General features: G+C 58.4%; 12 protein-coding genes. 6 read left to right on the top strand and 6 right to left on the bottom strand.

Annotated elements, in window-relative coordinates:
* Positions 1 to 67: 67 nt before the first annotated feature.
* A complete protein-coding gene (locus ACQZ63_RS07515; RefSeq protein WP_003511434.1) occupies positions 68 to 688 on the top strand; it encodes a tetratricopeptide repeat protein in 621 nt (206 codons plus the stop codon).
* Between the two features lie 69 nt (positions 689 to 757).
* Here the strand turns inward: ACQZ63_RS07515 and ACQZ63_RS07510 are convergent, their stop codons facing one another.
* The 3 genes from ACQZ63_RS07510 to ACQZ63_RS07500 form a co-directional block, all read right to left on the bottom strand.
* Positions 758 to 1,015 (bottom strand): DUF2312 domain-containing protein, encoded by a 258-nt coding sequence (locus tag ACQZ63_RS07510; RefSeq protein ID WP_006314683.1) that lies wholly within the window; start codon positions 1,013 to 1,015, stop codon positions 758 to 760.
* Between the two features lie 151 nt (positions 1,016 to 1,166).
* Entirely contained in the window at positions 1,167 to 1,472 is a 306-nt protein-coding gene (locus ACQZ63_RS07505) for a DUF1244 domain-containing protein (RefSeq protein WP_035199673.1), read from the bottom strand.
* Between the two features lie 15 nt (positions 1,473 to 1,487).
* Complete coding sequence (locus ACQZ63_RS07500; RefSeq protein WP_035199675.1) at positions 1,488 to 2,276, bottom strand: N-formylglutamate amidohydrolase; 789 nt, start codon at positions 2,274 to 2,276, stop codon at positions 1,488 to 1,490.
* 273 nt (positions 2,277 to 2,549) lie between these two features.
* Between ACQZ63_RS07500 and ACQZ63_RS07495 the strand changes: the two genes are divergently transcribed.
* Positions 2,550 to 2,954: a DUF1036 domain-containing protein gene (locus tag ACQZ63_RS07495; protein ID WP_370647635.1), complete on the top strand. Its 405-nt coding sequence runs from the start codon at positions 2,550 to 2,552 to the stop codon at positions 2,952 to 2,954.
* Entirely contained in the window at positions 2,954 to 4,393 is a 1,440-nt protein-coding gene (gene pyk / locus ACQZ63_RS07490) for a pyruvate kinase (RefSeq protein WP_003511440.1), read from the top strand. The genes ACQZ63_RS07495 and pyk overlap by 1 nt, the downstream gene beginning before the upstream one ends.
* An 85-nt stretch (positions 4,394 to 4,478) precedes the next feature.
* Here pyk and ACQZ63_RS07485 read toward each other — a convergent pair whose 3' ends face one another.
* On the bottom strand, positions 4,479 to 6,386 hold the full coding sequence (locus tag ACQZ63_RS07485; RefSeq protein ID WP_003511441.1) for a DUF882 domain-containing protein: 1,908 nt from the start codon (positions 6,384 to 6,386) through the stop codon (positions 4,479 to 4,481).
* Between the two features lie 176 nt (positions 6,387 to 6,562).
* Positions 6,563 to 8,107 carry a sigma-54-dependent transcriptional regulator gene (locus ACQZ63_RS07480; protein WP_003511442.1) on the bottom strand — a complete coding sequence of 515 codons (1,545 nt, stop codon included), beginning with the start codon at positions 8,105 to 8,107 and terminating at the stop codon, positions 6,563 to 6,565.
* A 169-nt stretch (positions 8,108 to 8,276) separates the two neighbouring features.
* Between ACQZ63_RS07480 and ACQZ63_RS07475 the strand changes: the two genes are divergently transcribed.
* Together ACQZ63_RS07475 and ACQZ63_RS07470 are read left to right on the top strand one after the other, a co-directional pair.
* Positions 8,277 to 10,127, top strand: a complete 1,851-nt coding sequence (locus ACQZ63_RS07475) for a M3 family oligoendopeptidase (protein ID WP_035199679.1) — start codon at positions 8,277 to 8,279, stop codon at positions 10,125 to 10,127.
* A 42-nt stretch (positions 10,128 to 10,169) separates the two neighbouring features.
* Positions 10,170 to 10,805, top strand: a complete 636-nt coding sequence (locus tag ACQZ63_RS07470; RefSeq protein ID WP_035199681.1) for an aminotransferase class IV family protein — start codon at positions 10,170 to 10,172, stop codon at positions 10,803 to 10,805.
* Here ACQZ63_RS07470 and ACQZ63_RS07465 read toward each other — a convergent pair.
* Positions 10,802 to 11,710 carry a sensor domain-containing diguanylate cyclase gene (locus ACQZ63_RS07465; RefSeq protein WP_003511446.1) on the bottom strand — a complete coding sequence of 303 codons (909 nt, stop codon included), beginning with the start codon at positions 11,708 to 11,710 and terminating at the stop codon, positions 10,802 to 10,804. The two genes, ACQZ63_RS07470 and ACQZ63_RS07465, sit on opposite strands and share 4 nt — an antisense overlap.
* 323 nt (positions 11,711 to 12,033) lie before the next feature.
* On the opposite strand from ACQZ63_RS07465, the gene ACQZ63_RS07460 reads away from it, so the two are divergent.
* Positions 12,034 to 13,479 (top strand): homospermidine synthase, encoded by a 1,446-nt coding sequence (locus tag ACQZ63_RS07460; protein WP_019564920.1) that lies wholly within the window; start codon positions 12,034 to 12,036, stop codon positions 13,477 to 13,479.
* The last annotated feature ends 67 nt before the right edge of the window (positions 13,480 to 13,546 follow it).

The raw sequence follows: 13,546 nt of genomic DNA, 5'->3' as shown, positions 1-13,546 counted from the left end.
GATCACTTTGTTGACAGTGCAGAACTTTGCATTTGATATTGGGCGCAGTCGGGTTAAGCTTTAACCCATGCGCCCAAATCGTTTTTGCACGGCTATCATCGTCGCTCAGGGTTTCCTGCTTTCGGGCCTCCTGCTTTCAGGAATGGCGTCCCTTGGTCATGCGGCAGATGGTCAGCCTCCCGCAGCCCTGGAGGCTGCGCCTTCACCTGCAAAGACAGTTGACAGTCTTTTCGCATCGCTGAAAAAAGAGCGGAATGCGGTCAAGGCGCGCAGCATTGCCAACCAGATCGCTTCCGAATGGAACGATTCCGGCAGCGCGACAATCAATCTCCTGATGCAATGGGCAGGCGAAGCCGCAGACGAGAAGCGCAACGCCGCCGCTTACGATTTTCTCGACCAGGCTATTTTACTCGATCCGGACTACGTGCAGGCGCCCTATCGCCGCGCCATGGTGCATTTTGCGGATGGCGACACCCGAAAGGCGATGGCGGATATCAATCTGACGCTGGAGAAGGAGCCGCGCTATTTTCCGGCATTGGCGAGCCTTGCAAACATCCTCGAAGCCTCAGGCCGTGACGATCTGGCGCTGAAAGCCTGGGAACGCTATCTCGCGCTCTATCCCGCGGACAAGGACGCCCGCAAAGAGGCCGCTGACCTTTCTGAAAAGCTGGCTGGCACTCGCAGCTGAATATCGCAGACGATCCAAACAAAAATCGCCGCAAAAGCGGCGATTTTTCATTGTGGGACCGTCAACCGATCATTCCATGCCAAGCGCAGCCATATAGGTCTGAAGAATGGTTTCTTCCTCGATACGCTCGTTGGCGTCCTTCTTGCGCAGGCGGATGATGGTGCGGATCGCCTTGGTATCGTAGCCACGACCCTTCGCCTCACCCATGACATCCTTGATGTCTCCCTGAATGGCGGCCTTTTCCTCTTCGAGACGCTCGACGCGCTCGATGAATTGACGCAGTTCGGCGGCGGCGACGGTTTCGGTGGTGCTCGTTTCGTCCATCATATCATCCTTCATTGGTAGCAGCTCGGGTGAGCCTTGTTCATTAAATCCAGGCGAAGCCTTCGCCGGTCGCCGCCAGCCGGGCAGCAAAAATTCCGGCCTGTGACCTGCCCACTGACGGGCCTCACGTCAAGTCGTTTCCGTCGATCGGGGGTTATTCCGTTGGCTTGTTCTGCTCAAAGGCAGCTTTCTGGGCGTCGCTCGCCTCCGCCTGATATTTTTCCTTCCACTCCTCATAGGGCATTCCGTAGACGATTTCCCGGGATTGCTCCTTGGTGAGTGCAACGCCGGCCTCGTTAGCGGCATCCCCATACCAGTTGGAAAGGCAATTGCGGCAAAAGCCCGCGAGATTCATCAGGTCGATGTTCTGCACATCGTGACGCTCGCGAAGATGCTCGACGAGACGGCGAAATGCGGCGGCCTCGAATTCAATCTGCTGTTTGTCATTCGGTGTCGTCATGGGGCAGCTCCAGGCTCAGTAGGGGCCGGTGCGAGAGGTGAACAGCTCATATTCATGCAAAATGGGATCGTCGTTCATTGCGGCGAAAATGGGAGCGAGCCGGTCCGACCATTCGGCAATCCCTTCCTCATCCGCGATCAAATCCTGCCGAACTTCAAGAAGCGCATGCGGTATGCCCTTCATCATGCAATGGCGATACATGGTATCGCCCTTCAGCGCCCCGTCATAGGGTTCGTTGTCACCAACGAGAATGTCGCCGGTCGCGCGCAGATGCGCCAGAAGCGGATCGACCGCACGATTATCCGTGTCCCACAGAACCGCCGCATGCCAGGGACGCGGTGTTTCTTTCCAGAACGGCGTGTACGAATGCAGCGACAGAACAAGCGGCGCTTCCCCCGACGACTGCGCTACACCGGTGAGCACGCGATCGACGGCATTGTGATAGGGACGATGAAAAAACTCGATCCGTCTTTGCCATTCATCATCCGAAATCGGGTGGTTGCCGGGGATGATCGCCCCGTCCGAAATCTTCATGATAAGGGTCGGATCGTCCTCGCCGCGATTGGGGTCGATCAGGAGGCGCGAAAATCGTCCAAGCACGGCCGGCACGCCGAGGCGGGCCGCAAGAGAGCGCGTCAGCCCTTCAATGCCAATATCAAATGCGATGTGACGATGAAAAGCGGTTTGCGGAAGGCCAAGTTTGCCGTAGTGTGCCGGCAGGAGGTTCATGGCATGGTCCGCCAGAAGAACCATGCCTTTGTCATAATCGCCTTCTATGATTTCATAGGGTATGAAGTCGTTCATCGATAATTTTCTGGGGCAGGATTGAGGAGAAAAGCTTGATGGCATGGCTTGAGGCCGGGCGCAAGTTTCGGCGACAGAACAGCCATCTACCTTATCGCACTCACGATCCCACGAACAATATAATCGATTAAACTCGCGTTGACTTTCTTTGGCGGCCACGCCAAGAAGTGTGTTCATTATAACCATGGAATCCGGATGGAAGCCGTGACTCAGTCATCTCTCGCTCTTCCTCGCCACTTTCGGCATCTTGCCCGTCTTTTCTCCGCAGCGGCATTGTTTCTGACCCCGTTTGTCTTCGTGGAGGCCGCGCATGCGGATTTCCGCGTCTGCAACAGCACGCAAAACCTCGTGGGGGTCGCAATCGGCTACCGGGCGCAGGACGGCTGGGTCAGTGAAGGTTGGTGGCAGGTCCCCTCCTCTACCTGCGCAACGCTGATAGAGGGTGAGTTGCAGTCGCGTTATTATTATCTTTATGCCGAGGACGCCGCTCACGGCGGCCGCTGGACCGGTGACGTCAACATGTGCGTGGCGGAAAACGAGTTCAAAATCGCCGGCGTAGACGATTGTTATGCCCGCAGCTTCCAGAGAATGGGTTTCAAGGAATATGACACGGGCAGACAGGGCAGCTGGATGGTCCAGCTTTCCGATACGCCAGGCACACAGGGAAATCAAAACTGATGAAGCGTAACCGCAAAGTCAAAATTCTTGCAACTCTCGGCCCCGCCTCTTCCGACGAGGCAATGATCGAAAAGCTGCATCTGGCCGGCGCCGATCTCTTCCGCATCAACATGAGCCATGCGAGCCACGACGTGATGCGGACGCTGATTGAGCGTATTCGCTCCGTCGAAAGCCGTAACGGCCGTCCCATCGGCATTCTGGCCGACTTGCAGGGTCCCAAGCTGCGCGTCGGTAAATTTGCCGAGACCAAGGTTGATCTCGTTCCCGGCCAGACGTTTACGCTGGACAATAACGATACGCCCGGCGACAACACCCGCGTTTTCCTGCCGCATCCTGAAATTCTCGAAGCGGTCAAGCCTGGCCACCGCCTGCTGATCGATGACGGCAAGCTGCATCTGCGCGCTGAGAAGAGCGACGGCAAGAGCATCGTCACCACTGTTGTTTCGGGCACCCGGATTTCCGACCGCAAGGGCATTAGCCTGCCCGACACCCTGCTCGGCGTCGGCGTTCTGACCGACAAGGACCGCGTCGACCTCGACGCCGTTCTTGCAACCAACGAAGTGGACTGGGTTGCCCTTTCCTTCGTTCAGCGCCCGGAAGACCTGGCCGAAGTGCGCAAGATTTCGCGCGGTCGCGTTGGCCTGATGTCCAAGATCGAGAAGCCGCAGGCTATTGAGCGCATCGAAGAAATCATCGAGCTTTCCGACGCATTGATGGTCGCACGCGGCGATCTCGGCGTGGAAATGCCGCTGGAAGCAGTTCCGGGCATCCAGAAACAGCTGACCCGCGCCTGCCGTCGTGCCGGCAAGCCGGTTGTCGTTGCCACACAGATGCTGGAATCGATGATCACAGCTCCGGTTCCGACCCGTGCGGAAGTTTCGGACGTTGCGACTGCCGTATTCGAAGGCGCCGACGCCATCATGCTCTCGGCCGAGTCCGCTTCCGGCGATTATCCGATCGAAGCCGTATCGACCATGGCATCCATCGCCAGCACGGTGGAACAGGACCCCTATTATTCCAACATCATCTACGCGCAGCGCCCACAGCCGGAAGCGACGGGTGCAGACGCCATTTCGCTTGCTGCCCGCCAGATTGCCGAAACGTTGAAGCTCGCCGCGATCGTCACCTACACCTCGTCCGGCACAACGGGTCTGCGCGCCGCGCGCGAGCGGCCACAGGTTCCGATCATTGCGCTTTCGCCGATCATCCAGACCGCACGCCGCCTGTCGGTCGTCTGGGGCCTGCATTGCGTGGTTACCGGTGACGCCAGCGATCTGGACGATATGGTGAACCGCGCTTGTCGCATCGTCGTGTCCGAAGGTTTCGGCAAGCCGGGCGACCGCATCATCATCTCCGCCGGCGTGCCGCTCGGCACCCCGGGCGCGACCAACATGGTGCGCATCGCCTATATCGGTTCGGACGGCCAGAGCGGCGTCTGATATCGCGATATCAAGCATAATAAAAAACCCGCCGTCACCGGCGGGTTTTTTGTTGGCCTTTCGGCCGCATTGCAGAAAGCGGGGCTCAGTGCATCTTCACCGGCGTGCTGAAACGGCTGGACTCGATCGCCGCTGCACCGGGCTTGAAGCTAGCCGATGTGGCGGAAGCCGACATGTCGTGGCTGAGCATACGGTTGGCGACGACGCGCGGCGCCTTCACCGAACGGCCGGTCGAGCCCTTGTTCTGGTTGAGCGCCCAGTCAGAGATCAGATCCTGCGTCAGACGACCACCGCCGACCATGGCCTGATGGGAAACGGCGGCATCCTGCCTGCTCGGGCGTGAGCCCTTGGTCGGTAAGCCGGCCGTCAGCCCACCATTGATGGAAGGTTTCAGATCAAAGGCGTCACCGAAACCTGCCTCTGGCTCAGCCTTAGCCGTTTCGGCGGGCGCGACTGTAACCTTGTGGTTGACGGCAGCCGGGAACGGCGCGGCTGTCGGCACGGTAGCGGAATTGATCTGCGAACGGGCGGCCTGACCGCTCTGTTCCAGAGCAGCAACCACAGTCGGCGAAAGCGTATCTTTCCGCTCTTCGGCGAGATCTTCGTCGCCTTCCGGATCAGCATTGGCCTGTGCCAGCAGGGCTTCCGCCACAGCCGGACGATTGGCCGGCACCGGAATAGACGCAAGTTCGCCCGTCGCTGCGGGTGTCGCACCATCTGCGGATGCGGTCAGGATCGATCCTTCAGCGTCGCCACGCATGCCACGCGGCCCAAGAAGCGTCGGCACAGGCACGGATACCTCAGCCAGATCGGCAAACTGCTGACGCTCGGCCGGAGCAGAGGTTGGCGTCGGTGTTGTCGCAGCCTGGAGTGCATCCTGCGCCGCATTACGGGCTGGAGAATAAAGCGCGGTGGCAAGGCCCGTATTGGCCGGAGGCTGGTTGCCGAAAGCTGGACGTGCAATGGGCAGCGGCGCAGTGCTCACACCGGGAAGCGGTTGGGCGGAAGCAACGGCGATCGTCGGTTCTGGCTCAGGTGCAGCAGGCGGTGGCGTTGCAGGGCGAGCGACAGCCGGACGTTCTGCGGGCTGCGGCGTAGCGATGCTATCGGGATCTTCATCCTCGTCGCCTCCGCCAAAGAGCGCCTGCAACAGTGTCTTGCGCTTGCCGCCACCACCGGAGGACGCAGGGCCGGCACCGGCGCTGGAAGCAACCTGAATGGAAGAGGAATTGACGCGCTTCTTGTAGTCAGCCAAGGCCTGTTCATAACCGGGAAGCGGATTGCCATCGGAAGGAACGTGCAGCGTATTGCCCTTGGGGAAGATACGCACGAGTTCCTGACGGCTCATGCGCGGCCAGGCACGAACGCCGCCGACATCCATGTGCACGAAGGGAGAACCCGAGGTCGGGTAGAAACCTACGCCGCCAATCTGCATCTGCATGCCGATTTCGCGCAGTGTGGAAAGCTTCACGCCCGGAATGTAGAAATCCATTGCCTTGCCGAGCATATGCTGGCTTTTTTCCGCCACGCCCTTGGTGCGCGTGCGCAGGAGGCCGTTAGTCTCAGGCGAACGGAAGGCCGACACAACGTTGATGTAATCGGTCGCGCCACTGCGGCGGTAGACTTCCCAGACAAGATCGAAAAGACGCGGATCCATCCGCGTCGGCTGGTTACGACGCCAGTCACGCAAAAAGCGGTTCAGCTCCTGCAGACCCTTCTGGTCGTATTTTCCGTTGCGCTTGAAGGTTATGACCGCCTTCTCGCGTGTATGGATATAATACAGTTTGAGACTGCGCGTTTCGGCGAAAGCTTCCGTCGCCGAGACACCTGCGAATGGCATTGCGGCGAGCATCAAGCAGGCAAAGGTGACAGCGCGTGCCGACAGCTTCGTGCATATATCCTTGATCAAGCCGCGCGCGATCTTGGTCGACAGCGCGATATTTCGATGCAGATATGGCAATTCGATCCCCGCCTGGAAGACAATTTCTGTCACATTGCCTCAAATGAACGTCAAATACGGTGACACGATGGCAAAATTGCCACACAGATGCAACCTTCCTCTATATAGTGAATCAGCCACTAACAAGAGGTTTATAGACGGTAAGCGGATATCCTTGCTCAGAAGTTAACGAATCTTGCTATCTGCCGTCGAATAGGCGGTTTGTGCAATCAGGCCGCATCCCGCAACGGATCGTCCGGATCAATGCCATAATCCTTCAGCTTGCGATAAAGCGTCGAGCGGCCGATACCAAGTTTCCTTGCGACCTGACTCATCTGCCCGCGATAAAAACGAAGGGCAAAACGGATAAGCTCCTCTTCGATCTCGGCCAGCTTCCTGATATTGCCTGAGTCGTCCATGCTGGAGATCAGGTTTCCTCCCCGGTATATCGTGGTGGAAATATCTGACGCCTCATCCAGAATGGCGTGACTTTCGGCGGCCGGCGGCGGCGGAGAATAGGCGGCGAGTTTCAGCGACGATCCAGACGGCGACCGGATCGACTCACCCGCATCGTCCCCACCTGCGAATTCTGGCAATTGCAGCGCGATTTGCGGAAAATCGGAATCCGCCAGTTCCTCGCCCTGCGACAGCACGACGGCGCGGAAGACCGCATTTTCAAGCTGGCGGATATTGCCCGGCCAGTCATAGGCCGTTAGCAGTGCCAGCGCGCTAGCATCGAGGCCGACGGGATTTGGCAATTTCTGTTCCACCGAAAAACGCTCCGCGAACACCCGTGCTAGATGGGGAATATCCTCCTTGCGCCGGCGCAACGCCGGAATGGTGATAGGAAAGACGTTGAGGCGATAATACAGGTCCTCGCGGAAGCGGCCTTCCTTCACCTCTTCGATGAGATTCTTGTTGGTGGCGGAAATCAGGCGGACATTCACCTTCTGCACACGCGCGGAACCGACAGTTTCGATTTCGCCCTGCTGAACTGCCCGCAGTAGCTTTACCTGCACGTCGAGCGGCAGATCACCGATTTCATCGAGGAACAGCGTTCCGCCATCCGCTTCCATGAACTTGCCAACGTGTTTTTCCGTGGCACCGGTAAAAGCGCCCTTCTCGTGACCGAAAAGAATACTCTCCACCAGATTGTGCGGGATAGCGCCGCAATTGACGGTGATGAATGGTTTGTTCGCCCTGTCGCCAGCCGACTGGATTGCACGGGCGACCATTTCCTTGCCGACGCCGGATTCGCCTTCCAGCACCACGGGAATGCTGGACTGGGCGGCGCGCTGCGCCAGTTCTATCACCCTCAGCATGGCCGGGCTTGCGGAAACGATATCAGTAAAATTCACGGCATTGCTCCGTCCGCGCCTGCCCGTGCGGGCCTTTGCCTCTCTCCTGTCGAGCTTGAGGGCATTGGAGATGGCGGCGCCGATCCGTTCCGGCGAGACCGGCTTGACGACGAAATCGAAGGCGCCGGCGCGCATGGCCTGCACGACGGTATCGATGCCGCCCTGCCCCGTCTGGACGATGACCGGGACGTCGGTGCCGAGTTCGCCAACGGCTTTCAGGAAGGCGAGGCCATCCATTTCCGGCATCATCAGGTCGAGGACGACAACATTGATCTCGCCGCTATATTGCTTGAGCAGCTCCAGCCCCGCCCTGCCGTTTTCTGCAAGCAAGGCCAGATGCCCATAACGTTCCACCGCATTTTTGAGCAGGCGGCGCTGGACGGGATCATCGTCTATCACGAGAACATGCGCGGTCATTTTTGGCTCCGGTTTCCGGTTTATGGACCTGCGTCATGCGGTCCCTTGTGGCGCACTCTGGCACGGGAGATTTGAACATCCAGTTTTGAGATTTGCTTGCATTTTATCCATTGCTGCGGGAAACAAAGGCCCCATATGCTGCGCAGGCATAACGACAAGGACGCGTTCGATGACCCTCAATCGCCCAACACCGCACCCCGTATTTTCGCTTGCCGAAACCTCCGGCCCTGCCCTTGGCGACCTGCCCGGCTGGAAACTCTCGGATCTCTATCCCTCGGGCGATTCGCCGGAATACAAGGGCGACATTGAGAAGGCGGCGGCGCTGGCGGCGGCTTTCGAGGATAAATGGAAGGGCAAGCTTGAAGACGCTGCAAAGGCGACGGGCGCCAACGGCATCGGCGCTGCTCTCAAGGAATATGAAGCGTTGGACGATCTTATCGGCCGCATCGGTTCCTTTGCGGGGCTGACGTATTTTTCAGATACCTCCAACCCGGCAAACGGCAAGCTTTACGGCGACGCCCAGGCGAAACTGACGGATATTTCCGCCCATCTGCTGTTCTTTACGCTTGAACTGAACCGCATCGACGACGCCGTAATGGATGCCTGCATGGCAAACGATGCCTTAGCTGGGCACTACAGGCCGTGGCTGGTGGATTTGCGTAAGGACAAGCCGCACCAGCTCGATGACCAGCTCGAACAGCTATTCCTCGAAAAATCGATGACGAGTGCCAGCGCGTTCAACCGCCTGTTCGATGAGACGATGGCCGACCTGCGCTTCGACATAGACGGCGCAAGCCTTTCGCTGGAAGTAACGCTCAATATGCTTCAGGAGCCGGAGCCGGAAACTCGCAAGAAGGCAGCGCAGGCGCTCAGCACCACCTTCACCAATAATCTGCGGGTCTTCACCCTCATCACCAACACACTGGCCAAGGACAAGGATATTTCCGACCGCTGGCGCAAGTTCGAAGACATCGCCGACAGCCGCCATCTGGCAAACCGTGTGGAGCGCGAGGTCGTAGACGCTCTGGCTGCCGCCGTGAAAAACGCCTATCCGCGCCTTTCGCATCGTTATTACGCCATGAAGGCGAAATGGCTCGGCATGGAACAGATGAACTACTGGGACCGCAACGCGCCGCTTCCCGATACATCGAATACGATAATTCCCTGGGATGAGGCGAAGGACACCGTGCTGTCCGCCTATGGTGATTTTGCGCCGGAGATGGCCGATATTGCCCGCCGGTTCTTCGATGAGCAATGGATCGACGCCCCCGCCCGGCCCGGCAAGGCGCCGGGCGCCTTCGCGCATCCGACCGTGCCTTCGGCCCATCCTTATGTCCTCGTCAACTATCTCGGCAAACCGCGCGACGTGATGACGCTTGCCCATGAGCTTGGCCACGGCGTGCACCAGGTGCTGGCCGGCGACCAAGGCGCGCTGATGTGCGCGACGCCGCTGACGCTTGCCGAAACTGCCTCCGTTTTCGGAGAAATGCTGACCTTCCGCAAATTGCTTGACGACACGAAGGACGTCAGGGAACGCAAGGCCATGCTCGCCCGCAAGGTCGAGGACATGATCAACACGGTCGTGCGACAGATCGCGTTTTATGAATTCGAACGCAAGCTGCACACCGCCCGCAAGCAGGGTGAGTTGACCTCCGAACAGATCGGTGAATTGTGGCTTTCCATTCAGGCCGAGAGCCTCGGCCCGGCGATCAAGATTTCCGAAGGGTATGAGACCTGGTGGACCTACATCCCCCATTTCATCCACTCTCCCTTCTATGTTTATGCCTATGCCTTCGGTGATTGCCTGGTGAACTCGCTGTATGCCGTTTACCAGAAGGCCGAGACCGGCTTTCAGGAGAAATATTTCGAGCTTTTGAAAGCAGGCGGCACCAAGCACCATTCGGAACTTCTGAAACCATTCGGCCTCGATGCGACAGACCCTTCCTTCTGGGACAAGGGTCTTGCCATGATCGAAGGGCTGATCGACGAACTGGAAGCGCTTGACAGCAAACAGGCCTGATTGCCTCCGAAAAATACCGATGACAGGCGACGAGCAAAGGCAATGAAACGCAAACCCGCCGATCTGACCTTGAGAGAAACGCTGCGCTGGGAGCCGCAATCGGGTTTTCAGCGCATTGACCAGCATATGCGCCGGTTATTGCGCTCAGCCGATGCGCTCGGTTTCCGAGCACCGGTCAACGCGGTTCAGGTACTGGAGAAGAAGGTGGGCGGCGAAAGTCCGCTCTGCGTGAAGCTGGTCATGAACTACAAGGGTGAGCTCGATATCGAAACGGCCGAGTTTCGGCCGTTGCAGGAGGGAACCGTCTGGCGGATCCGCATCGCGACGCAAACCAGGCTTGATTCCACCGACACCTTCTATCGCCACAAATCATCGCGCCGGGAACCCTATGATGCCGCCCGCGCCGAATTTTCAGCCGGGGATGCAGACGAGGTTCTGCTGCTCAACGAGCGCGGCGAGTTGTGCGAGGGATCATCGACCAGCATCTTCGTCGAAATGCCGGACGGGCAATTGCTGACGCCGCCGCTCGACAGCGGTATTCTGCCGGGCGTTCTGCGTGCCGATCTCATCCGCCAGCGCAAGGCACGCGGGCAGGCATTGAAGCCGGAGGATATTGCCGGTCGACGGCTGTTCGTGGGAAATTCGCTGCATGGGCTGATTGCGGCGGAGCTGGTCTAAACCGTCACCGCCAAAAGCCGGTCGCGGCCCTTTTCCTTGGCAGCGTAAAGCGCCTGATCGGCGCGCATGAAAACATCGTCGGCACTTTCTGCCATCCGATAGGTCGTCATTCCAGCGGAACAGCTATAGGAAAAATCCGGAAACTCGGCCAGAGGTCTGGAAAGACGCACCTTTTGCAGTAGCCGCTCGACGATCTCCCGGCTCTCAACAACCGAACTGCGCGGCAGGATGAGCATGAATTCCTCACCGCCGATCCTGCCAAAACAATCCACCCGCCGGACGACGGAATGGGCGATCCCGACAAAATCGCGCAGCACCGCATCGCCGCATTTGTGGCCGAAACGATCATTGATGTGCTTGAAAAAGTCGATGTCGAGCGTGCAAAGGCAAAAGGGTGCTTCAAGCCCCTTGCCGACCCGCTCCACCTGTAGCGCGAGTTTGGCGAAAACAAAACGCCGGTTCGCCGTTCCCGTCAATTCGTCGGTCTGCGAGGCGCGCACCGCCAGATCCCGGTCCTGCCGCAGGGTTCTGTAGCCCTGGCGCAATTCGGTGACATCGCTTGCGACACACAGCATCCAGCCATCCTGCTGCACCGTCTCCGTCATCCAGAACCAGCGGCCGTCATACATGTCCATCTCGAAGGCACGATACGGCAGCTTGCCGCGCCGGGACTGCGCCGACAAAAGCCAGCCCTCGAAATCGCTGTTTCTGACGACCACGCCGGTTCGCAGACGGTGGTTCAAGCGCATGATTTCCGCCCAGGTCGAAAAATCATCGTCGGCAAGCTGAAAGCTCTGCCGAAACGACGGGTTGGCATGCCGCAACCGGTCTTCGGAATCGTAAAGTGCAATAAGAACGGGGGTGGCGCTCTGAAGCGCTGCGACACGCTCGATAAGACTATTCAACAGGCAACACTCCTGTGATGACGAAAAGCCCCCTTTTCGTCATCTTGCAAAAGCCCCCAAGCCCTAGGGCATATACACGAAAAGAAGAACTTGATTATAAACGTAGTCTCTAAAATGCGAAGGGGAAGAATGCGGTCGGAAGGTCTCGACTTCAATCTCGCCGGATCGCAACCGCGCAGAACGGGATCACCACACACCAACCCGTCACAACTTTCGCATCCCGGGCTTGCGCCACCGTCATATGTCCGTCATGCACCTGCCCTTTATTGTGGCACGCTTTTATGATCTAGCTTACTTATTGGCTTAAAAAGGAAAAATGACGAATGACGGACGCAAACCATCCGATTTACGGCGATATTGACGGCCCCATCATCATGATCGGCTTCGGCTCCATCGGGCGCGGCACTCTTCCGTTGATCGAACGTCATTTCAACTTCGACAAGACCAGGCTCGTCGTCATCGACCCGCGCGAGGATATCGCAGCGTATCTGGCCGAGAGAAACATTCGCCATATCCGTACGCATCTGACCAAAGAAAACTACAAGGAGGTGCTCAAGCCACTCCTTAAAGGGGTTCAGGGTCAGGGCTTCTGCGTCAATCTTTCGGTCGATGCCGCATCCGTCGATCTGATGAGGCTCTGCCGCAAACATGGCATGCTCTACATCGACACCGTAGTGGAGCCGTGGCCCGGCTTTTACTTCGATGCAGACGCCGACAATGCCTCCCGTACCAATTATTCGCTGCGCGAGACCATGCTGAAAGAAAAGGCTCGGAAACCGGGCGGCACAACGGCCGTTTCCACCTGCGGCGCAAATCCCGGCATGGTGTCCTGGTTCGTAAAACAGGCGCTGGTCAATCTCGCCAAGGATAGCGGTCTCGACATCGAAGAGCCGCGACCGCATGACCAGCAGGCATGGGCAAAGCTCATGCAGCAGCTCGGCGTCAAGGGCGTGCATGTGGCAGAGCGCGATACGCAGCGGGCAAAAAATCCCAAGCCATTCGGCGCATTCTGGAACACCTGGTCCGTCGAGGGTTTTATCGCCGAAGGTTTTCAGCCCGCCGAACTCGGCTGGGGAACGCATGAAAACTGGATGCCAAAAAACGCGAAAAAACAAAAAAAGGGCAGCAAGGCAGCGATCTATCTCGATCAGCCCGGCGCCAATACGCGGGTACGGACATGGTGTCCCGGACAAGGGCCGCAATATGGATTTCTGGTCACCCACAACGAGGCGATCTCGATTTCCGACTATTTCACCGTCCGCAATGACGATGGCGATCTGATCTACCGGCCCACCTGTCACTATGCCTACCACCCCTGCAACGACGCCGTCCTTTCCCTGCACGAACTTTTCGGTAATGGCGGCACGCCGCAGCCGATCCAGCATGTGCTTGGCGAAGACGAGCTTGTCGATGGTGCCGACGAGCTGGGTGTTCTTCTCTACGGCCATGACAAAAATGCCTATTGGTATGGCTCGCGGCTAACCTTGCAGGAGGCACGGGCGCTCGCCCCCAGCCAGAACGCGACCGGATTGCAGGTCAGCTCCGCGGTACTGGCCGGAATGGTCTGGGCGCTGGAAAATCCGCAAGCCGGCATCGTCGAGGCGGATGAAATGGATTATCGCCGTTGCCTTGAGGTGCAGCGTCCCTATCTTGGACCGGTCGAAGGACATTACACGGACTGGACGCCGCTCGACGGTCGCCCGGGACTGTTTCCAGACAATATCGACACCTCGGATCCCTGGCAGTTCCGCAACATCCTCGTGCGCTGAGGGCATGGCGTCTCATATTTGTCACGCAGGTGTTTTCATGACGGATGTCAGGAACCCGGGAGAGCAA

The sequence above is a fragment of the Agrobacterium sp. CG160-95 genome, assembly GCF_053521725.1.
This window is presented reverse-complemented; position numbering and strand designations above follow the sequence as displayed.

Coding starts and splice junctions, on each gene's coding strand:
- ACQZ63_RS07515 (WP_003511434.1), top strand. CDS start 68: ATGCGCCCAAATCGTTTTTGCACGGCTATCATCGTCGCTCAGGGTTTC.
- ACQZ63_RS07510 (WP_006314683.1), bottom strand. CDS start 1,015: ATGATGGACGAAACGAGCACCACCGAAACCGTCGCCGCCGCCGAACTG.
- ACQZ63_RS07505 (WP_035199673.1), bottom strand. CDS start 1,472: ATGACGACACCGAATGACAAACAGCAGATTGAATTCGAGGCCGCCGCA.
- ACQZ63_RS07500 (WP_035199675.1), bottom strand. CDS start 2,276: ATGAACGACTTCATACCCTATGAAATCATAGAAGGCGATTATGACAAA.
- pyk (WP_003511440.1), top strand. CDS start 2,954: ATGAAGCGTAACCGCAAAGTCAAAATTCTTGCAACTCTCGGCCCCGCC.
- ACQZ63_RS07480 (WP_003511442.1), bottom strand. CDS start 8,107: ATGACCGCGCATGTTCTCGTGATAGACGATGATCCCGTCCAGCGCCGC.
- ACQZ63_RS07475 (WP_035199679.1), top strand. CDS start 8,277: ATGACCCTCAATCGCCCAACACCGCACCCCGTATTTTCGCTTGCCGAA.
- ACQZ63_RS07470 (WP_035199681.1), top strand. CDS start 10,170: ATGAAACGCAAACCCGCCGATCTGACCTTGAGAGAAACGCTGCGCTGG.
- ACQZ63_RS07460 (WP_019564920.1), top strand. CDS start 12,034: ATGACGGACGCAAACCATCCGATTTACGGCGATATTGACGGCCCCATC.